Here is a 19,525-nt window from a genome sequence, read left to right as displayed (position 1 = left end):
GCGCTGATCGTCCCCGCGGGTCCTCCAAGGCGCCCTCGCGGCGCTTTTTTTGTGCGACACGCCGCGACCCGGGAACGACAATCGACTGCTTGCGATCGGCCCGCGTTCGCGAATCTCCACCTCTCCTCATAGCCATCACGCCCATGATCACCATCACGCTTCCCGACGGCAGCCGCCGCGAGTTCGACCACCCCGTCACGGTCATGCAGGTCGCCCAGTCGATCGGCCCGGGCCTGGCCAAGGCCACCGTCGCCGGCAAGGTCGACGGCCGCCAGGTCGACGCTTCCGATCTGATCGACCACGATGCCTCGCTGCAGATCCTCACCCCCAAGGACCCGGAGGGTGTGGAGATCATCCGCCACTCCTGCGCGCACCTGGTCGGGCACGCGGTCAAGCAGCTCTACCCCGAGGTCAAGATGGTCATCGGCCCGGTGATCGACGAAGGCTTCTATTACGACGTCTACAGCGAGCGGCCGTTCACGCCCGAGGACCTGGCAGCGATCGAGAAGCGCATGGGCGAGCTGATCGACACCGAATACGACGTGATCAAGAAGATGACCCCGCGTGCGGAGGTCATCGAGACGTTCCGGGCGCGCGGCGAGGATTACAAGCTGCGGCTGATCGACGACATGGGGCCGGACATCACTGAGATGGGGCTGTACTTCCATCAAGAATACGTCGACATGTGCCGCGGGCCGCACGTGCCCAATACGCGCTTCCTCAAGGCGTTCAAGCTCACGCGCATTTCCGGCGCGTACTGGCGCGGCGACTCGAAGAACGAGCAGCTCCAGCGCATCTACGGCACCGCCTGGGCCGACGCCAAGCAGCTCAAGGCCTATATCCAGCGCATCGAGGAAGCCGAGAAGCGCGACCACCGGCGCATCGGCAAGGCCCAGGACCTGTTCCACCTGCAGGAAGAAGCGCCGGGTCTGGTGTTCTGGCACCCCAAGGGCTGGGCGCTGTGGCAGGTGGTCGAGCAGTACATGCGCCAGGTCTACCGCGACAGTGGCTACGGCGAGGTGCGCTGCCCGCAGATCCTCGATGTCTCGCTGTGGCAGAAGTCCGGCCACTGGGACAACTACAAGGACAACATGTTCTTCACCGAGTCCGAGAAGCGGACCTATGCGGTGAAGCCGATGAACTGCCCCGGCCACGTGCAGGTCTTCAACCAGGGCCTGCACAGCTATCGCGACCTGCCGATCCGCTATGGCGAATTCGGCTCCTGCCATCGCAACGAGCCCTCGGGCGCGCTGCACGGCATCCTGCGCGTGCGCGGCTTCACCCAGGACGACGGCCACGTGTTCTGCACCGAGGCGCAGATCGAGTCGGAGGTGACCGCGTTTCACCAGCAGGCGCTGGCGGTCTATGCGCATTTCGGCTTCCAGGACATCCAGATCAAGATCGCGCTGCGGCCCGAATCGCGGCTGGGCGACGACGCGACCTGGGACAAGGCCGAGGCCGCGCTGCGCAATGCGTTGTCGGCCTGCGGCGTGGCCTGGGAGGAGCTGCCGGGCGAGGGCGCGTTCTACGGCCCGAAGATCGAGTACCACCTCAAGGACGCCATCGGCCGGACCTGGCAGCTGGGCACGATGCAGGTCGACTTCATGATGCCCGGGCGCCTGGGCGCGGAGTACGTCGACGAGCAGAGCCAGCGCCGCACCCCGGTCATGCTGCACCGGGCGATCGTCGGTTCCATGGAGCGTTTCATCGGCATCCTGATCGAGCACCACGCCGGGCAGTTCCCCGCCTGGCTGGCCCCGGTGCAGGCGGTGGTGATGAACATCACCGATGCCCAGGCCGACTTCGTCGAGGCGGTGCGGAAATCCCTTGCGAATCAAGGCGTCCGGGTCGAGGCCGATTTGCGGAACGAGAAAATCGGCTATAAGATCCGCGAGCACACGCTGCAGCGGGTGCCGTATCTGCTCGTGGTCGGGGACCGCGAGAAGGAAAACGGCGCAGTCGCGGTTCGGACGCGGTCCGGGGAAGATCTGGGCACGATGCCGGTCGGCGATTTCGTTTCGCGCCTCCGCGCGGAGCCGGTGTCAGCATGAGTTCTTCACCGGCGCGGCGCCATCATCGGCCGCGCCGGTCGCCCCGTTGGCTGACGAGCCGGCGGTATGTTCCATTTCGGAGATTGCAGTATTAGCACCCCTGACAAGCAGAATCGGCGCAACCAGGATATCCGCGTACCCCGTGTGCGCGTGATCGGTTCGGACGGAGAAATGATTGGCGTGCTCTCGCGCGACGATGCATTGCGCGCCGCCGAAGAGGAGGGACTCGACCTCGTCGAGATCCAGCCCAATGCGGACCCGCCGGTCTGCAAGATCATGGACTTCGGCAAGTTCAAGTTCGAAGCCCAGAAGAAGGCCAACGAGGCCAAGAAGAAGACCAAGCAGGTCGAGATCAAGGAACTGAAGTTCCGGCCGGTCACCGACGAGGGCGACTACCAGATCAAGCTGCGCAAGATGCGGGCTTTCCTGGAAGACGGCGACAAGATCAAGGTCAACATCCGCTTCCGTGGCCGCGAAATGAGCCACCAGGAACTGGGCCGCGAGATGGCGGCGCGGATCGAGGCCGACCTGGGCGAGGACATCGTCATCGAGTCGCGGCCGCGCCTGGAAGGCCGGCAGATGGTGATGATGATCGCGCCGAAGAAGCGCTGACCGGTCGCGTCCTCGGGCGCGGCAGGACTCCGGCTCGCCTGTTCCGGACCGGGGCAGGGTGAAGAGAGGCGCCGCAAGGCGCCTCTTTGCGTTTTCGGCAACGCCGCCATTTGGCCGCGCCCCAGGGCGATCGCGCCCGGCGAGGCCCGGCGGACGCGGATGCGCCGCTTTCCGGAAGGCCAAGCCGATGATTTGCAAGCCAAAGCGGCGCGCGGCATAATGCGCGGCTCCCGGCCTGTCCGGGTGGTTTGAGCGGTATCAGGACCGGCCGGAATCCCGCAGGGATCGAGGCCTGAACACCGGCATGGGCATGGATGGAAAGTGTGGCGAACGCCACCGCCCGGTCAGTACTCGTATCCCACAAGGACTCTCGCAATGCCCAAGATCAAGACGCACCGGGGCGCTTCCAAGCGTTTCCGGAAGACGGCTTCCGGCAAGTACAAGGCCGGCCACGCCAATCGCAGCCACATCCTCACCAAGAAGGCGACGAAGCGGAAGCGCAATCTCCGCCAGACGAACCACATTCCGGCGTGCGACAGCGGTCGTCTCGACCGCATGCTGCCGTATCTCTGAGGAGGACTGAACCATGGCACGAGTCAAGCGTGGCGTCCAAGCGCGCCGCCGTCACAAGAAGGTCCTCGGCCGCGCGAAGGGCTATTACAACGCCCGTCGCAAGGTCTTCCGCGTCGCCAAGCAGGCCGTCATCAAGGCCGGCCAGTACGCCTACATCGGTCGCAAGCAGAAGAAGCGCGACTACCGTTCGCTGTGGATCACGCGCATCAACGCGGCGGCCCGTCTGAACGGCATCAGCTACAGCCGCTTCATGAACGGCCTGCTCAAGGCTGGCATCACGCTGGACCGCAAGGTCCTGGCCGATATCGCGGTGCACGATGCGACCGGCTTTACCGCGCTTGCCGAGAAGGCGAAGGGCGCGCTGGCGGCCTAAGGCCGTCGTCTCCACCGTAAAGCGGTACTGCCGCCGGATCCGTCCGGCGGTCACGTGGGGAAGGGCGCAAGTCCTTCCCCATCGTTTTTTGCGGCATCCGAATGTGCGGCGCCCCGGTGTTCGGGCGCGTCCGCGACACGGACCTCCCTCAGTGACGGGCCTGTAGATGAGCGAAATCGAATCCCTGTCGAGCCGGGCGCTGGCCGACATCGACGCGGCAGCCACGCCCGAAGCGCTCGAAGCGCTGCGCGTGGCGCTGCTGGGCAAGAGCGGCAGCATCACTGCCCAGCTCAAGGCGCTTGGCGCACTGCCCGGTGATCAGCGCAAGGCGGCCGGCGAGGCCATCAACCGCGCGCGCGACGCGATCGGTGCGGCCCTGGCCCAGCGCAAGACTGCGCTCGAGGACGCCGCGCTCGACGCGCGCCTGGCCTCGCAGACGATCGACGTGACCCTGCCCGGGCGCGACGCCGGTCGCGGCGGCGTGCATCCGATCAGCCGTACCCTCGAGCGCATCGCCGACATCTTCGGCCGGCTGGGCTACGAGCTGGCCGACGGCCCGGAGATCGAGGACGACTGGCACAACTTCGAGGCGCTGAACTTCCCGCCGCACCATCCAGCGCGCGCGATGCACGACACGTTCTATTTCGCGCCCGACGCGGCCGGGGTCGCGCGCCTGCTGCGCACGCACACCTCCGGCGTGCAGGTGCGCTACATGGGCGAGCACCGCCCGCCGCTGCGGATGATCGCCGCCGGCAAGGTCTACCGCTCCGACAGCGACCAGACCCACTCGCCGATGTTCCACCAGGTCGAAGGCCTGCTGGTCGACGAGCACGCGACGTTCGCCGACCTCAAGGGCACGCTCAGCGAGTTCGTGCGCGCGTTCTTCGAGCGCGATTTCGAGATGCGTTTCCGTCCCAGCTACTTCCCGTTCGTCGAACCCGGCGCCGAGGTCGACATCGCCTGGCAGCAGGCCGACGGCAGCACCCGCTGGCTGGAGGTGCTGGGCTGCGGCATGGTGCATCCCAACGTGCTCAAGGCGGTCGGCATCGACCCTGAGCGCTATACCGGGTTCGCATTCGGCATGGGCGTGGAGCGCTTCGCCATGCTGCGCTACGGCGTCGATGACCTGCGCGCGTTCTTCGAAAACGACGTGCGGTTTCTCAGGCAGTTCGCTTGAGGAATGTGCGATGCGTGATCCGGGTAGACGGATCGCGCGCCCCATCGCGACCCGCCGCTTTTTGAACCACGCATCCCCCATTACGACTCACGGAATTTCAGCATGAAATTTTCCGAAAGCTGGCTTCGCCAGCACGTGCGCACCGAGGCATCGCGCGAGGACCTGGCGGCGACGCTGACGGCGATCGGCCTGGAGGTCGAGGACATCGTGCCGCTGGACGACGCGCTCGAGGGCGTGGTCGTGGCGCGCATCGTCTCGGCCGAGAAGCATCCCGAGGCCGACCGGCTGCAGGTGTGTCAGGTCGACGCCGGCGGCGCGGCGCCGCTGCAGATCGTCTGCGGTGCGCCGAATGCGCGCCCGGGCCTGGTCGCGCCGCTGGCGACGATCGGCACGCGCGTGGGCGAGCTGACGATCCAGGCCGCCAAGCTGCGCGGCGTCGCGTCCAACGGCATGCTGTGCTCGGCCAAGGAACTTGGGCTCGACGCCGATGCCTCGGGACTGCTCGAACTGCCCGACGACGCGCCGATCGGCCGTCCGCTGGCCGATTACCTCGGCCTGCCGGACGCCACGATCGAGCTCAAGCTCACCCCCAACCGCGCCGACTGCTTCAGCGTGCGCGGCATCGCGTTCGATGTCGCCGCCGCGTTCGGCAGTCAGGTCGCGCCGTTGCAGGCGCCGCCCGTGGAGGTCGCATCGGGCGCTGCACTGCCGGTGGCGCTCGATGCCGGCAGCGATGCGCCGCGGTATCTCGGCCGGGTGATCGAGGGCGTCGATGCGACGCGTCCGACACCGGTATGGATGGCCGAGCGCCTGCGCCGCAGCGGTATCCGCCCGGTCAGCTTCCTCGTCGACGTCACCCAGTATGTGATGCTCGAACTCGGCCAGCCGATGCATGCCTTCGACCGCGACCTGCTGACCGGCCCGGTGGGTGTGCGCCGTGCACGCCAGGGCGAAACGCTCAAGCTGCTCGATGGCCGTGACGCGACGCTCGACCCGCAGTTCCTGGCGATCACCGACAACGACCGCGTCGTCGCACTGGCCGGCCTGATGGGCGGCTTCGACACCCGCGTGACCAATGCCACGCGCAACGTGTTCCTGGAATCGGCGCACTTCGCACCCGACGCGATCATCGGCCGCAGCCGGCGCCTGGGCCTGCACACCGATGCCGCGCATCGCTTCGAACGCGGTGTAGATCCCGAACTGCCGCGCACCGCACTCGAATACGCGACACGGCTGATCCTCGATGTCGCCGGCGGCCGCGCTGGCCCGGTGACCGTCGCCGAGCTCGATGCGCATCTCGCGCAGCCGCGCACGATCGCGCTGCGCCGCGCACGGCTGGCGCGCGTGCTCGGGCTGACCGTCGACGACGCCGAGGTCGAGCGCATCCTGCGCGCACTCGGACTGGAGGTCGTCGCCGATGCCGACGGCTGGCAGGTCACTGCGCCGACGCGGCGCTTCGACCTGACAATCGAGGAAGACCTGATCGAGGAAGTCGTGCGCATCCATGGCTACGACCGGGTGCCGACGACGCTGCCAGGGGGCGCGACGCGGATCGCCGCTCCCAGTGAGACCCAGGTCGCCGAGGCCGAGCTGCGTCGCCAACTGGTGGCCCGCGATTGCCTGGAAACGGTCAACTTCGCCTTCGTCGACGCCGCGCTGCTCGCGGCCTGGCAGGCCGACGACGGCGCCGTACCGCTGGCCAACCCGCTCAGCGCCGAACTGGGCGTCATGCGGACCGCGTTGCTGCCGGGGCTGGTCGCGACGCTGGCGCGCAACCTCGCCCGCCAGCAGACGCGCGTGCGACTGTTCGAACTCGGCAAGGTGTTCGCAAACGCGGATCCGGCGTCGGGAGCGGCGGGTGCACCGGTGGAGACATTGCGGGTTGCGGCGGCGGTCGCCGGCGATGCGCAGGCCGAGCAGTGGGGCCAACCCGCGCGGCCAGTCGACTATTTCGACCTCAAGGGCGACCTCGAGGCGCTGGCCGCGGTGGCCGGTGCCCAGCTGACGTTCAGGCGCTCGACCGTGGCGCATGGCCATCCGGGCCGCTCGGCCGACGTGCTGCGCGATGGCGTGCGGGTCGGTTGGATCGGCGAGTTGCATCCGCGTCTACTGCGCGCGCTGGGCATCGACACGTCGGTCGTGGCGTTCGAGCTCGATGCCGCAGCGCTGCAGGCCCGCGCACTGCCGCGCGTGGCGCCGCTCTCGCGTTTCCCGTCGGTGCGCCGCGACCTGGCGATCGTCGCCCCCGACGCGGTCGACTGGGCCGCGCTGGAGGCCACCGCCCGCGCGGCCGCCGGCCCGCTGCTGACCGGGATCCGGCTGTTCGACCGCTATGCCGGGCAGGGCGTCGAATCGGGTTTCAGGAGTCTCGCCATGGGCTTGATTCTGCAGGAAACTTCACGCACTCTGACCGATCGCGATGTCGAAGTAGTGGTCGCGAACGTGGTCGAAGCGCTGGCGCGCGACCACGGCGCGAAGATCCGAGGCTGAGGTGGACAAGGGGATGCGGGCGTGGCGTTGACGAAGGCGGACATGGCCGAGAAGCTCTACGAGGAAGTCGGGCTGAACAAGCGCGAGGCCAAAGAATTCGTCGATGCGTTCTTCGACGTCCTGCGCGAAGCGCTGCAGCACGGCCGCCAGGTCAAGCTGTCGGGCTTCGGCAACTTCGACCTGCGGCGCAAGAACGAGCGCCCCGGCCGCAACCCCAAGACCGGCGAGGAGATTCCGATCTCCGCGCGCACAGTGGTCACCTTCCGCCCTGGGCAGAAGCTCAAGGAGCGGGTCGAGGCCTACACCGGCACCGTCGGCGCGGGAGCCGGACATGCTTGATCCGGGCAGCAACCGCGAACTGCCGCCGATTCCGGCCAAGCGCTATTTCACGATCGGCGAGGTCAGCGAACTGTGCGACGTCAAGCCGCATGTGCTGCGCTACTGGGAAACCGAGTTCCCGAGCCTCAGCCCGGTCAAGCGTCGCGGCAACCGCCGCTACTACCAGCGCCACGACGTGCTGATGGTGCGTCAGATCCGCGGCCTGCTCTACGAGCAGGGCTACACGATCGGCGGCGCGCGTCTGCGCCTGGAGGGCGCTGGCGCCAAGCAGGAATCGGCGCTCAGCAGCCAGATCGTGCGTCAGGTGCGCATGGAACTCGAAGACGTGCTGCAACTGCTCAAGCGTTGACGCAGGCATGGGCGAAACGCCCGCCAACGGGTATACTGCCCAGCTTTCCGGGGTATAGCGCAGCCTGGTAGCGCACTTGTCTGGGGGACAAGTGGTCGTCGGTTCGAATCCGGCTACCCCGACCAAATATTCAGGCCCGCCTCGCGCGGGTCTTTTTTTGCGCGCTCACCTGACTCCGGCCTGGTGGCCGGATCGCCGAAGGCTTGCCCGGCGGGGCAGACCGGCATCCAATCGCGGCTTCGGATCTGGGACGCCATCGATGCGCGGGCGAATCGTCGGAATCGTGATGGGCATGGTGCTGATCGCAGGCGCGGTTACCGCGTGGGCGCAGGCGCCCGCGGCCGGCGCGCAACCGCCACCGCCAGCCAGCGAAGCGGGCATCGTCGACATGGGGCCGGTCGTGGTCTCGGGCGTCCAGCCCGGCCCGGGGCTCTGGCAGGTGCGCCGCGGCGATCACACGCTCTATGTGCTCGGCGAGGTGTCGCCGTTGCCGCGCGACATCGACTGGAGTACGGACGAGGTCGAGGCGGTCATCGCGCGTGCGCAGACCGTGATCACCGCGCCGCAGATCGAATTGCGCGCCGATGTCGGCCGGTTCCGAACGCTGCTGATGGTGCCGGCGTTGCTGCGGGCCCGGCGCAATCCGGACGGCAAGCAACTGCAGGATGTCGTGCCGCCTGCGCTCTACGCGCGTTGGGCGCCGCTGAAGGCGCGATGGATCGGCCGCAGCGATCGGGTCGAGCGCTGGCGCCCGGTGTTCGCGGCCGGCGAACTCTATGCCTCGGCGATTGCACGCATGCGCATGCGTCAGGACGGCATCATCGAGCCGGTGGTCACGCGTCTGGCGAAGGCGCATCGGGTGCCCATCGTCCGTACCGACCTCGAGATCCGGGTGGACGACACGAAGGCGGCGCTGCGCGAGTTCGGCGGCGCCCCGCTCGACGATCTGCCCTGTTTCGAGCGCATGCTCGCGCGCATCGAGCGCGACCTGCAGCACATGGGCGAGCGCGCCAATGCCTGGGCCGTCGGCGATATCGATGCGCTGCGCGCGCTGCAGGGCGAGAACACCTACACCGTGTGCATGCGGACTTTCACTCAAGGCGCGCTGGCCAAGCGGCTCGGGGTGGAAGACGTCGATCGACGCGTCGAGGCGCAGTGGCTCCAGGCCGCCGAGAGCGCGCTCGCGCAGAACCAGACGACGTTCGCCGTGTTGCCGATGTCGCTCGTGCTTGGCGAGCACGGTTATCTCGCCAAGCTGGCAGCCAAGGGCTACGAGGTCCAAGCACCGTAGCGGCCGCCGGCGCCTACAGCGCGGCGGACCCGCACACCCGCAGCGCGTTGGCTCAGGCCTCCACAAGCAGGGCGAAGCCGCCGTAGATCATGCGCTTGCCATCGAACGGCATCTCGCCATCCGGGCGCATCCGCGGGTCCTCCATCAGCTTCGGCCACGCCGTATTGCGCACCTCCCGGCTGGGCCATTCGATCCACGAGAACACCACGTGTTCGTCGTCTTCGAGCAGCACCGCACGTCGGAAATCGGTGTGCTTGCCCTCGGGCACGTCATCGCCCCAGGCCTCCATCACGCGGACGGCCCCGTACTCCAGAAACGCCTCGGCGGTCTTGCGCGCCATCGCGGTGTACGCATCGCGTGCGCGTGCTGGAACCGGCAGCACGATGCCGTCGACATAGCCGCCGCGGCCGGTCCCGACATCGACGAGGGAGGCGAAGCCGCCCAGGATCATGCGCTTGCCGTCGAAGGGCATGTCCTGCATCTGTTGCATGCGCGGGTCGGCCATCATCTTCTCGTGGGCCGCGTCGCGGGTCGCGCGGTCCGGATACTCCATCCAGCTGAACACCACGGTCTCATCGTCGGTCGCCTGTACCGCGCCCTGGAAGTCGTTGCGCTTGCCATGCGGCACTTCGTCGCCCCAGGTCTCCACGCACCGGACTGGGCCGTACGTCTTCAGCACAGCGAAGGCATCGCGGGCATGCTGTGCGTAGGCGTCCTTGTTGGCGGTCGAGACCGCGACCACGAAACCCTGGACATAGGTCATGCGCTTTCTCCTGTCGGATGGAACGAGGCGTCGCGATGGACGTGGTTGCCGATCCTGGATCATGAAGTTATAAAAAACAACCATGAAGTTAGAAAAAGAAACTGAATCGGCGCAGGCGATGGTGGGGCGCTGGTACGACGACGCCTGCGGCGCCGCGCTTGCGCTGGAACTCGTCGGCGAGCGCTGGGCGCTGCTGGTGATCCGCGAACTGATGTTCGGCCCGCGCCGGTTTTCCGACCTCAAGGCCGACCTCACCGGGATCAGTGCGAACGTGCTGACGCAGCGGCTGGCAGGGCTGGAACGCATCGGCGTGCTGCGCAAATGCCAGTTGCCACCGCCGGCCCGGGGGCGGGCCTACGAGCTGACGGCCTGGGGCTACGAGGCCGAGCCGATCTTCCAGGTGCTCGGCCGTTGGGCGGTACGCTCGCCGCTGCACGACCCGACGCGACCGCTGTCGGCGGTTTCGACGATGCTGTCGCTACGGACGATGCTGCGGCCCGATCGTGCGCCGCTGACGATGACGGTGGCCTTCCGCTTTCCCGGCAATGCCTTCATCGGCCGGCTGTCTTCGGCGGGGCTGACGATCGAGCGCGGCGATGCGGACGGGGTGGACGTCGTGTTCGACACCGAGACGACCACGACCTTCGCAGGTCTGGTCTACGGCGGTCTGTCGTTCGATGAGGCCGAAGCGGCCGGCGTGTTGCGGCTCACCGGCGACCGCGGGCTCGCCGCGCGCTTCATCGGCTGCTTCACACTGCCCGACAAGATCGAAGCCGACGTCCGATAACGCCTGCGCGCCGGGCCGGGCCGGGGGCGCGCAGGCCCGGCCGCGGAGGCTCAGCCCGCCGCGCTGCCCACGACCGGCGCGGCCGCTGCCGCCAACGCCGGCCAACGCGTCAGCACTGCGGTGCGGATACCGGCGACATCGAGTCCGGCCTCGGCCAGCAGGTCCTCGCGGCTGGCGTGGTGCTGGAACGCATCGGGCAAGCCCAGGTGCAGCACCGGCATCGCGATGCCCTCGGCATTGAGCAGCTCGGCCACGCCCGAACCGGCGCCGCCGGCGACGACGTTGTCCTCCAGCGTCACGAAGCCGTCGTGCGAACGCGCGAGCTCGAGCACAAGCGCGCGGTCGAGCGGGCGCACGAAGCGCATGTTGACGACCGTCAGGCCCAGCTCGGCGGCGACGGCCTCGGCGGCCGGCACGATGGCGCCGAAGGCGAGCAGGGCGATACGGCCACCTTGCCGGCGGATCTGGGCCTGCCCGATCGGCAGCGTCTCCAGACCCGGGTCGATCGCCACGCCAGGGCCGGTGCCGCGTGGGTAGCGCACTGCGGCCGGGCCTTTGTGGCGGAAGCCGGTGGTGAGCATGCGCCGGGCCTCGTCTTCGTCGGCGGGCGCCATGACGACCATGTTCGGTACGCAGCGCAGAAAACTCAGGTCGAGGTTGCCAGCATGCGTGGCGCCGTCGGGCCCGACGACACCGGCGCGATCGATCGCGAACAGCACGTCGAGATTCTGCACCGCGACGTCGTGCACCAACTGGTCATAGGCGCGCTGCAGGAACGTCGAGTAGATCGCCACGACCGGTTTGGCGCCCTCGCAGGCCATGCCTGCAGCCAGCGTCACCGCGTGCTGCTCGGCGATCGCGGTATCGAAGTAGCGCTCGGGGTATTCCTTGGAGAACCGCACCAGGCCCGAGCCCTCGCGCATCGCCGGGGTGATGCCCAGCAGGCGGTCGTCGACGGCGGCCATGTCGCACAGCCAGTCGCCGAACACGTCGGTGTAGGTGGGCTTCTTCGCGCCGCCCTTGGCGACCACGCCCGTGCTCGGGTCGAACGGCGAGACCGCGTGGTAGCCGATCTGGTCGCCCTCGGCGAGCTCGTAGCCCTTGCCCTTGGTCGTGATCACGTGCAGCAGCTGCGGCCCCTTGAGGCCACGCAGCGTCTTCAGCGCACCGACCAACGCCTTCATGTCGTGGCCGTCGATCGGACCGGTGTAGTGGAAGCCCATTTCCTCGAACAGCGTGGACGGCACGAACATGCCCTTCCAGTGTTCCTCCCAGCGGCGCACGAACCGGGCCGTCGGGTTGTTCTTGTCGCCCAGCAGCTTCTTGCCGCTTTCGCGCAGGGCATTGAGCGTGCGGCTGCCGGTCATGCGGCCGAGCATCTGGGTCAGGCCGCCGACCGCCTCGCTGATCGACATGCGGTTGTCGTTGAGCACCACCAGCAGGTCGGGCTCGGGCTCCATGCCGCCGGCGTGGTTGAGGGCCTCGTAGGCCATGCCGGCGGTCATCGCGCCATCGCCGATCACGGCGACCACGCGGCGCTCGTTGCCGGCGCGCGCGTTGGCGATGGCCATGCCCAGCGCGGCCGAGATCGAGGTGCTCGAGTGGCCGACGCCGAAGGTGTCGAACTCCGATTCGTCCCGCTTGGGGAACGGCGCCACGCCGTCCTTCTGCTTGACCGTATGGATGCTGTCGCGGCGGCCGGTGAGGATCTTGTGCGGGTACGTCTGATGGCCGACGTCCCAGACGATGCGGTCCTCGGGCGTTTCGTACAGGTAATGCAGCGCGGTCGTGAGTTCGATCACGCCCAGCCCGGCGCCGAAATGGCCCCCACTGCGGCCGACGGACTCGATCAGGTAGGCGCGCAGCTCGTCGGCGATCGCCGGCAGTTCGCTCTCGTCGAACTGGCGCAGGTCGGACGGCGCGTCGATGCGCGCAAGGCGCGGGTAGCGCGAGGAATCGATCATCCGCGCATTGTAAGGCCTGGCCCTGCCCGGGCGTCATGCCGCGGTCACGCGGCCGGTTGGCGAAGACCGCGCATGATGCATGTCGTCCCGGTCGCGAGAACGGCGCGGCGCGCAGGCTGCACGCCGCAGATGCCTGTCGGCCGGCGTCAGACGACGGCGCGTGGGCCGCGGCGGGGCAGGTGGGCGCTCAGAAAGCTCATCTGGTCGGCCAGAATGTTGCGGTTGCTCAGGATCAGGTGCTCGATCCAGCTCGGCCGGAACGGCACCGCCAGCAACGGCATGCCGGCCTGTTGCGGTGTGCGCCCGCCCTTGCGGGAGTTGCAGGCCACGCAGGCCGAAACCACGTTCTCCCAGATGTCGAGCCCGCCCTGGGAGAGCGGGGCGACATGGTCGCGGGTCAGCGACTGGCGCCCGACCTGGCGGCCGCAGTACAGGCACAAGTGGTGGTCGCGGGCGAACAGCGCGGGGTTGGTCAAGGCCGGGGTCGGATCGAGCGCACTGGCGCGTGCATGGCTGCGGCCGGCGATGATCGGGTGCAGGTCCAGTCGGCTGCGGCGGCCGGTCGCGCGGCATAGTCCGCCCAGGACCGTGATGCAGGGCGCGCCGAGGGTCCAGGCGACCGCGTCGCGTGCGTACAGACACGCTGCGTCCTGCCAACTGATCCAGTTCAATGCCCGGCCATGCGCGTCGAGCGCAAGCAGGCGCACACCGGCGGTGTGGGGGCGGGGCGCGGAATCGAAGGCCGATGCTTCGGCGACCGGCGCCGGATCGGAACCGGTGGGGACGAGGCGAGGACGCGCGCAGTCGGTCTCCATCGGGAATCGAGCATATACCCGAACTGTGACGGTTTGTGCAAGGCGCGTGCTGGCCGGATCGCGAGCGCTCCGAGAAGCCTCGGTGCGGGCGCGCCGCCGACTGCATTCGCGCAGCGGCGCGCCACGGTCGGGATCAGCTGTCGAAGGCCTCGTCGGCCAGCGACAGCAGCGGCGCCGGCCCGCTCTCGATCGCCGCAGCGTGCGCCAGCGTGCGCGGCAGCAGACGCGCGAAGTAGAACCGCGCGGTCTCGCGCTTGCCGGCCTTGAACGTCTCCGGCCGCGACGAGGCGTCGGCAACGGCCACGCTGCGCGCCCACCAGTAGGCCAGGGCGACGTAGCCGGAGAAGAACAGGTAATCGTGCGCGGCGGCGCCGACTTCCTCGGGATCGGCTGCGGCGCGTTCGGCGATGGCGCGGGTGAGCGCCTGCCACTGCGCGGCCTTCTCACGCAGCGGGCCGACGAACTCCGCCAACTGGGCATTGCCCTCGTGCTCGCTGCAGAACGCCTCGATCATGCCCAGGAACACGCGCAGCCCCGCGCCCTGTAGCTGCAGCACCTTGCGGCCCACCAGGTCCAGCGCCTGGATGCCGGTGGTGCCCTCGTAGAGCGTGGTGATGCGCGCGTCGCGCGCCAGTTGCTCCATGCCGTGCTCGGCGATGTAGCCATGGCCACCGAAACACTGCAGTGCGTGATAGGTGCACTCATTGCCCCACTCGGTGAGGCAGGCCTTGACGATCGGAGTCAGGAAGCCGAGCAGATCGTCGGCCTGGCGGCGTGCGGCTTCGTCGGCGGCGCCGTGTGCGGCATCGACCAGCGAGCCGGCGTGGTAGGCCAGCAGGCGGCCGCCCTCGGTCAGCGACTTGCAGGTGAGCAGCATGCGGCGCACGTCCGGCTGCACCAGGATCGGGTCGGCCGGCTTGCTGGGCAGCTTGGGGCCGGAGAGTGCACGCGATTGCAGGCGCTCGCGGGCGTAGCGCAGCGCGTTCTCGTAGGCGCGCGTCGCCAGGCCCAGGCCCTGCACGCCGACACCCAGGCGCGCGGTATTCATCATGGTGAACATCGCCAGCAGCCCCTTGTGCGGCTGACCGACCAGCCAGCCCTCGGCGCCGTCGAAGTTCATCACGCAGGTCGCCGAGCCATGGATGCCCATCTTGTGCTCGACCGCGCCGCAGCGCACCGCGTTGCGCGCGCCGAGCGTGCCGTCGCGCCCGACCTTGACCTTGGGCACGACGAACAGCGAGATGCCCTTGCTGCCGGCCGGCGCATCGGGCAGGCGCGCCAACACCAGGTGGATGATGTTGTCGGTCAGGTCGTGCTCGCCGGCGGTGATGAAGATCTTGGTGCCGGTGATCGCATAGGCGCCGTCGGCCGCGGGCTCGGCGCGCGTCTTGAGCAGGCCGAGGTCGGTGCCGCAGTGCGGCTCGGTCAGGCACATCGTGCCGGTCCAGGTGCCGGCGATCAGCGGCTTGAGGAAGACCTCCTTCTGCCAGGCCTCGCCGTGGTGGTGCAGGGCGTTGACCGCGCCGTGGGAGAGCAGCGGGAAGTTGCTCCAGGCCAGGTTGGCTGCGTCGATCATCTCCTCCAGGCAGATGCCGACCGTGTGGGGCATGTTCATGCCGCCGAACTCGGCCGGCGCGCTCATGCCGGTCCAGCCGCCTTGCGCGAACTGGTCGTAGGCGTCCTTGAAGCCGTCGGGCGTGGTCACCGCACCGGTCGCCTTGTCGTAGTGCACGCCCTGCTCATCGCCGATGCGGTTGAGCGGGGCGAGCACGGTCTCGCACAGCCGGGCGCACTCGTCGAGCACCGCATCGACCGTCTCGCGGTTGGCGTCCTCGAAGCCCAGGGAAGCAAACAGGGACTCGACCTGCAGCACGTCGTGCAGCGCGAAGCGGATGTCGGTCAACGGGGCGTGGTAGGTGCTCATGGGGTCGGCTCTTCTAAAAGGGGAGCGGGCACACAGCGCGTGCTCGGCGGGACGTGCGCGACGGGATCAGCGCAGCACGCCGGGCAGGCCCGGCACGGGGCTGAGCGCGCTGTCGCGGCGGACGGTGTAGTCGCGGGCGGCGCCGCGATCGTCGGGGGCCGCACGCAGCGTGCCGTCGATGCGATAGGGCAGGCTGCGCCCGGCGGCCAGCGCATCGGCCGTCTGCAGCCGCGCCTGCGCGCTGGGCGCGAACGCCAACGTGAGCACATCGGCCGACTCGGGCCCGATCGTGATCGGGGTCGAGGACGCCAGCGTGCCGGCCGCGTCGCCGCCGACCGTCAGGTCGAGCCGGATGGACTCGAAGCGCATCGGCACGCTGCTGTAGTTCTGCACTCGCAGATCCACCGACCAACTGCCGTCGGCCGCGACGCTCAGTTGCTGGATGCTCGCCGCCGGCTCGGAGACACGGCGCGGGCTGGTGACGCAGGCCGCGACCACGCAGGTCGCCAACAGGAGGGTCAGCAGCTTCCACGGCTTCATCGCAGCGCTCCGTCGAGGGTGGGCCCACGATGTTAACGCGTCGCCGCGCCCGGCCGATGCCTGGCCGGGTGCCATCGACAATAGGGCGCTCAAGAAGTGGTTGCCGTTCTGCGGCGCGCCCCGTATCATGCGCGTCCCGCAGTGGCCGGGTAGCTCAGTTGGTAGAGCAGGGGATTGAAAATCCCCGTGTCGGGGGTTCGATTCCCTCCCCGGCCACCATTGCGATACGGAAAAGCCCGCAGAAATGCGGGCTTTCTCGTTTCTGGGCGTGGCCGCTCAGGACTGGCGCTGTCGCTGTGCTTGAAGCACTCCTGATTGCAGGCGTGGCGACTCAAGCGTTGCACATCGATACAGGGAAGCGCCTTCGCTGATGTTGAAGGCGACTCGAAGGGATGCGTTCGAGCGGGTTGCTGACGCGCCTGCGCGTCTTGCACCGAGGCGTTGCGATATTCGGTGGCGCAATTCCTTCAGTATCGGCCGATGGCGCTGCAAGATTGCGCGCCTCCCTGATTCTTCAGGGAGGCGGATAGACGCAGTGTCAGCTTCACCGGCAAAAGGCGGCGTTCGATACAGTCTCTTTGTATTCCCGCCTGAGTGGGTGCTTGGCCGCGTGATCCTCGCAGGGTGGGTTCCTGAAGCCAGGCGTGGCAATGGTCCTGCGCCGAGAGTAGGATTGAATCCTATTCGATAGTTCAGGTGGTCGCCATGCGTTCGACCCAGCAGTTCAGCATCACCCTCCCCAATGAGATGGCCGACCTGGTCAAGGCCAAGGTCGCTGCCGGCGAGTACGCGACGGAGAGTGAGGTGATCCGGGATGGCTTGCGCACGCTGCTGGCCCGAGATCGGGCGATGGAGGCGTGGTTGCGCGAGCAGGTGGTGCCGGCGGCCCAGGCCTTGAAGGCCGCTCCGGAACGGGCCCTGTCGGTTGGCCAGGCCCGTGAGCAATTGGCAGAGAAGCGCCGTCGCCGCGCATGAGCTACCGGGTCGAGTTCGCCCCTGAGGCGGTCGCTCAACTCGCTGCGATCGAGGAATACATCATCGATGCCGTGCGCCTACTTCGGCCGTCCGCTATGTCGATGCGATCGTGGCCTACTGCGAGAGCTTGGAGACGTTCCCGGAACGGGGGACAAAGCGGGACGATCTATCCCCGGGCCTTCGGATCACGAGTTACCGTGGCGCCGCTGTGATTGCGTTCCTTGTGGATGTCGAACGGGAAGTAGTCTCGATCCTCGGCGTGTTCTACGGTGGCCAGGACTATGAGGGGATGTGGTCGCTCGACGGCTAATGGCGGCAGTGTCACAGCAGCCCTGCGACCCCATGACACGGCGCAAGCCCCACTCCATACTCCGCGCTTCGCTGCCGCCCTGCGGCTGAAGGACAACGCGCATGCATGCAGTCACCACCATGGAAGTGTTCCTGATCGCGATGGCGATCATCTTCTGTGTGCCGTTCCTGATCTGGCGCCTGGGGCGCACGGATTACTTCGCGCCGCTGGTCGTGGTGCAGATCCTCACCGGCATCGTGCTCGGCCCGGGCATCTTGGGGGCCGCGTTCCCGGGCTACTACACCTTCGTGTTCCGGCCGGAGGTGGTGCAGATCCTCAACGGGCTGGGCGCCTGGGCGGTGATGCTGTTCGTGTTGATCGCGGGCATCGAGCTCGATCTGAGCAAGGCCTGGGTCAACCGCCGGGAGAGTGGCATCACCGCGGGCCTGGCGCTGGGCGTGCCGCTGGTGTTCGGGGCGCTGGCGGCGTTCGGTCTGCTGCGCTTTCCGGGCTGGATCGGCGCGTCGGGCGCGGACTGGCAGTTCGTGGTCGGCGTGGGCATGGCCTGCGCGGTGACGGCGTTGCCGATTCTGATCCTGCTGATGGAGAAGCTCGACATCCTGCGCCAGCCGATCGGGCAGCGCATCCTGCGCTATGCCAGCCTCGACGACATCGCCATCTGGGGCGTGCTGGCCCTGGTGCTGCTCGACTGGGAGCGCATCGGGCGTCAGGTCGGCTTCCTGCTGGCGTTCGCAGTCGCCTGCGTGGTGTTCCGGCGCTTGATGCGGGCGATTGCCGAACGCGACCGCTGGTACGTGATGCTGATCTGGCTGGCGGTGTGCGCCTTCGGCGCCGACTGGTCGGGCCTGCACTTCATGGTCGGCGCGTTCCTGGCCGGCGTGGTGATCGATGCGGACTGGTTCGATCAGCAGGACATGGACCGCCTGCGGCACAACGTGCTGCTGGTGATGATGCCGGTGTTCTTCCTCAGCACGGGCCTGCGCACCGAATGGAGCGTCGGCGGTGCGGCAGTGTTCGTCGCCGCACTGGTCCTGCTGGTGGCGTCGGTGGCGGGCAAGCTCGCCGGTGTGCACCTGGCCGGACGCTTGCTCAAGTGGGCGCCTGGCGAGGCCTCGCTGATCGGATGGCTGCTGCAGACCAAGGCGCTGATCATGATCATCTTCGCCAACATCCTGCTCGACAAGGCCATCATCTCGAGCGCGACGTTCACCGCGTTGCTGCTGATGGCGGTGATGAGCACGATGCTCACGATCCCGATGGCCACGCCGCGCCTGCGCGCGCTGGGGATGGGCAAGTAGATCTGCCAGGGGGCGAGCGCGTCCAGGCCGGCGCGCCCGGATCGGTGACCAGCCGGCCACGCGCTGAACGTGTGGCGGCGCGGGCCTGGAACGCCGCGCAGGCGGGCGCATGATCGGTATCGGATACCGCGCGAGATCGAAGGAGGTCCGCATGCGCCGCCATCCCGTCCCATTCGCCGCCGCGCTGGTCGCCGCGCTGACGCTCGGTGCCTGCGCCAGCCCCGGTCTACGCGATGCCGACAAGTACGCGCTGTACGACGCGCACGCCGGTGCGCCGGTCGATCACTTCCGCTACATGGGCCAGATCAACGGCTGGACGCCGCTGGGCGACAGCGCGCTCGCGGTCTGGACGCGACCGGGCGAGGCCTGGCTGCTCGACCTGACGGGGCCGTGCCAGGACCTGAGCTATACGCCGGCGATCGGGTTGACCAGCACCATGAGCCGGGTCGATGCGCGGTTCGACAAGGTGCTGGTGCACAGCCGCAGTGCCATCAGCATGCCGTGCCACATCCGGCAGATCCGGCCGTTTGACGTCAAGGCGGTACGCGCGGCCGAAAAGCACAACCGCGAGGGTGGGCCCTCGCTCGACCGGCCGTCCGACGCGCCGGCGCCGGCGGCTCAGCCTTCCGATTCGGGCACGTAGCCCATCGGGCGATCGGTCTGCCGCTCGAACAGGTACTTGCGCATCTCAGCTTCGAGGAAGGCGCGGTGCTTGGGGTCGAGCGGCGAGAGCCGGTTTTCGTTGATCAGCATGGTCTGGTGCGCCAGCCAGCGCGCCCAGGCCGGCTTGCCGATGCTGGCGAAGACCTGCTTGCCCAGTTCGCCCGGCCAGGGGATGAAGTCCAGGCCTTCGGTCTCGGTCTGGTCGTGGACGCAGTGCACGCGTCGGCTCAT

Annotated in this window: 20 protein-coding genes, 2 tRNA genes and 1 pseudogene; 16 read left to right on the top strand and 7 right to left on the bottom strand. The window is 68.2% G+C overall.

The window, feature by feature from the left end; translation table 11 throughout:
* Positions 1 to 143 precede the first annotated feature (143 nt).
* The 10 genes from thrS to FHW73_RS06780 all read left to right on the top strand — a co-directional run bounded on the left by thrS (position 144) and on the right by FHW73_RS06780 (position 9,255).
* Positions 144 to 2,051 carry a threonine--tRNA ligase gene (gene thrS / locus FHW73_RS06825; RefSeq protein WP_183425938.1) on the top strand — a complete coding sequence of 636 codons (1,908 nt, stop codon included), beginning with the start codon at positions 144 to 146 and terminating at the stop codon, positions 2,049 to 2,051.
* 66 nt (positions 2,052 to 2,117) lie between these two features.
* The gene (gene infC, locus FHW73_RS06820) at positions 2,118 to 2,663 is read left to right on the top strand and encodes a translation initiation factor IF-3 (RefSeq protein ID WP_183425937.1); all 546 of its coding nucleotides are present in this window, start codon (positions 2,118 to 2,120) and stop codon (positions 2,661 to 2,663) included.
* 375 nt (positions 2,664 to 3,038) lie between these two features.
* Positions 3,039 to 3,236: a 50S ribosomal protein L35 gene (rpmI, locus tag FHW73_RS06815; protein WP_047136497.1), complete on the top strand. Its 198-nt coding sequence runs from the start codon at positions 3,039 to 3,041 to the stop codon at positions 3,234 to 3,236.
* A 13-nt stretch (positions 3,237 to 3,249) separates the two neighbouring features.
* Entirely contained in the window at positions 3,250 to 3,609 is a 360-nt protein-coding gene (gene rplT, locus FHW73_RS06810; protein WP_047136498.1) for a 50S ribosomal protein L20, read from the top strand.
* A 166-nt stretch (positions 3,610 to 3,775) separates the two neighbouring features.
* Complete coding sequence (gene pheS, locus FHW73_RS06805) at positions 3,776 to 4,786, top strand: phenylalanine--tRNA ligase subunit alpha (RefSeq protein ID WP_183425936.1); 1,011 nt, start codon at positions 3,776 to 3,778, stop codon at positions 4,784 to 4,786.
* 102 nt (positions 4,787 to 4,888) lie between these two features.
* Positions 4,889 to 7,276, top strand: a complete 2,388-nt coding sequence (gene pheT / locus FHW73_RS06800; RefSeq protein WP_183425935.1) for a phenylalanine--tRNA ligase subunit beta — start codon at positions 4,889 to 4,891, stop codon at positions 7,274 to 7,276.
* A 21-nt stretch (positions 7,277 to 7,297) separates the two neighbouring features.
* On the top strand, positions 7,298 to 7,615 hold the full coding sequence (locus FHW73_RS06795) for an integration host factor subunit alpha (protein ID WP_183425934.1): 318 nt from the start codon (positions 7,298 to 7,300) through the stop codon (positions 7,613 to 7,615).
* Complete coding sequence (locus tag FHW73_RS06790; RefSeq protein WP_183425933.1) at positions 7,608 to 7,964, top strand: MerR family transcriptional regulator; 357 nt, start codon at positions 7,608 to 7,610, stop codon at positions 7,962 to 7,964. Before FHW73_RS06795 ends, FHW73_RS06790 begins: the two co-directional genes overlap by 8 nt.
* Positions 7,965 to 8,012: 48 nt before the next feature.
* Positions 8,013 to 8,089: transfer RNA gene (locus FHW73_RS06785), tRNA-Pro, on the top strand.
* A 134-nt stretch (positions 8,090 to 8,223) separates the two neighbouring features.
* A complete protein-coding gene (locus FHW73_RS06780; RefSeq protein ID WP_183425932.1) occupies positions 8,224 to 9,255 on the top strand; it encodes a TraB/GumN family protein in 1,032 nt (343 codons plus the stop codon).
* Positions 9,256 to 9,307: 52 nt separating this feature from the next.
* Here the strand turns inward: FHW73_RS06780 and FHW73_RS17350 are convergent, their stop codons facing one another.
* Both FHW73_RS17350 and FHW73_RS17455 read right to left on the bottom strand, forming a co-directional pair.
* Positions 9,308 to 9,640, bottom strand: coding sequence for a DUF1428 domain-containing protein (locus FHW73_RS17350; RefSeq protein WP_345776158.1), 333 nt, complete (start codon positions 9,638 to 9,640; stop codon positions 9,308 to 9,310).
* 30 nt (positions 9,641 to 9,670) lie between these two features.
* Positions 9,671 to 10,018 (bottom strand): annotated as a pseudogene (locus FHW73_RS17455) (DUF1428 domain-containing protein); the annotation flags it as partial.
* An 82-nt stretch (positions 10,019 to 10,100) separates the two neighbouring features.
* Here FHW73_RS17455 and FHW73_RS06770 point away from each other — a divergent pair.
* A complete protein-coding gene (locus FHW73_RS06770) occupies positions 10,101 to 10,805 on the top strand; it encodes a winged helix-turn-helix transcriptional regulator (protein WP_183425930.1) in 705 nt (234 codons plus the stop codon).
* A gap of 50 nt (positions 10,806 to 10,855) precedes the next feature.
* Here FHW73_RS06770 and dxs read toward each other — a convergent pair whose 3' ends face one another.
* From dxs to FHW73_RS06750, 4 genes are all read right to left on the bottom strand, one after another.
* Positions 10,856 to 12,769 (bottom strand): 1-deoxy-D-xylulose-5-phosphate synthase, encoded by a 1,914-nt coding sequence (gene dxs / locus FHW73_RS06765; RefSeq protein ID WP_183425929.1) that lies wholly within the window; start codon positions 12,767 to 12,769, stop codon positions 10,856 to 10,858.
* A gap of 146 nt (positions 12,770 to 12,915) precedes the next feature.
* Complete coding sequence (locus FHW73_RS06760; protein WP_183425928.1) at positions 12,916 to 13,584, bottom strand: HNH endonuclease; 669 nt, start codon at positions 13,582 to 13,584, stop codon at positions 12,916 to 12,918.
* Between the two features lie 133 nt (positions 13,585 to 13,717).
* Positions 13,718 to 15,508 (bottom strand): acyl-CoA dehydrogenase C-terminal domain-containing protein, encoded by a 1,791-nt coding sequence (locus tag FHW73_RS06755; RefSeq protein WP_183425927.1) that lies wholly within the window; start codon positions 15,506 to 15,508, stop codon positions 13,718 to 13,720.
* A 66-nt stretch (positions 15,509 to 15,574) separates the two neighbouring features.
* Entirely contained in the window at positions 15,575 to 16,048 is a 474-nt protein-coding gene (locus FHW73_RS06750) for an LEA type 2 family protein (RefSeq protein ID WP_183425926.1), read from the bottom strand.
* 143 nt (positions 16,049 to 16,191) lie between these two features.
* On the opposite strand from FHW73_RS06750, the gene FHW73_RS06745 reads away from it, so the two are divergent.
* From FHW73_RS06745 to FHW73_RS06725, 5 genes are all read left to right on the top strand, one after another.
* Positions 16,192 to 16,267, top strand: a tRNA-Phe gene (locus tag FHW73_RS06745).
* Between the two features lie 486 nt (positions 16,268 to 16,753).
* Positions 16,754 to 17,023: a type II toxin-antitoxin system ParD family antitoxin gene (locus FHW73_RS06740; RefSeq protein ID WP_183425925.1), complete on the top strand. Its 270-nt coding sequence runs from the start codon at positions 16,754 to 16,756 to the stop codon at positions 17,021 to 17,023.
* 109 nt (positions 17,024 to 17,132) lie between these two features.
* A complete protein-coding gene (locus FHW73_RS17450) occupies positions 17,133 to 17,333 on the top strand; it encodes a type II toxin-antitoxin system RelE/ParE family toxin (protein ID WP_345776154.1) in 201 nt (66 codons plus the stop codon).
* A 101-nt stretch (positions 17,334 to 17,434) separates the two neighbouring features.
* A complete protein-coding gene (locus tag FHW73_RS06730; RefSeq protein WP_183425924.1) occupies positions 17,435 to 18,631 on the top strand; it encodes a cation:proton antiporter in 1,197 nt (398 codons plus the stop codon).
* Between the two features lie 151 nt (positions 18,632 to 18,782).
* Positions 18,783 to 19,274: a DUF6491 family protein gene (locus FHW73_RS06725; protein WP_221187440.1), complete on the top strand. Its 492-nt coding sequence runs from the start codon at positions 18,783 to 18,785 to the stop codon at positions 19,272 to 19,274.
* Here FHW73_RS06725 and FHW73_RS06720 read toward each other — a convergent pair.
* Positions 19,250 to 19,525 (bottom strand): oxidative damage protection protein, encoded by a 276-nt coding sequence (locus FHW73_RS06720; RefSeq protein ID WP_183425923.1) that lies wholly within the window; start codon positions 19,523 to 19,525, stop codon positions 19,250 to 19,252. The two genes, FHW73_RS06725 and FHW73_RS06720, sit on opposite strands and share 25 nt — an antisense overlap.

Origin of the sequence: Luteimonas sp. RC10 (assembly GCF_014192745.1) — a bacterium.
Classification (GTDB): Bacteria; Pseudomonadota; Gammaproteobacteria; order Xanthomonadales; family Xanthomonadaceae; genus Luteimonas.
Note: the sequence above shows the minus strand (reverse complement) of the source record. Positions and strands in the feature narration are given on the sequence as shown.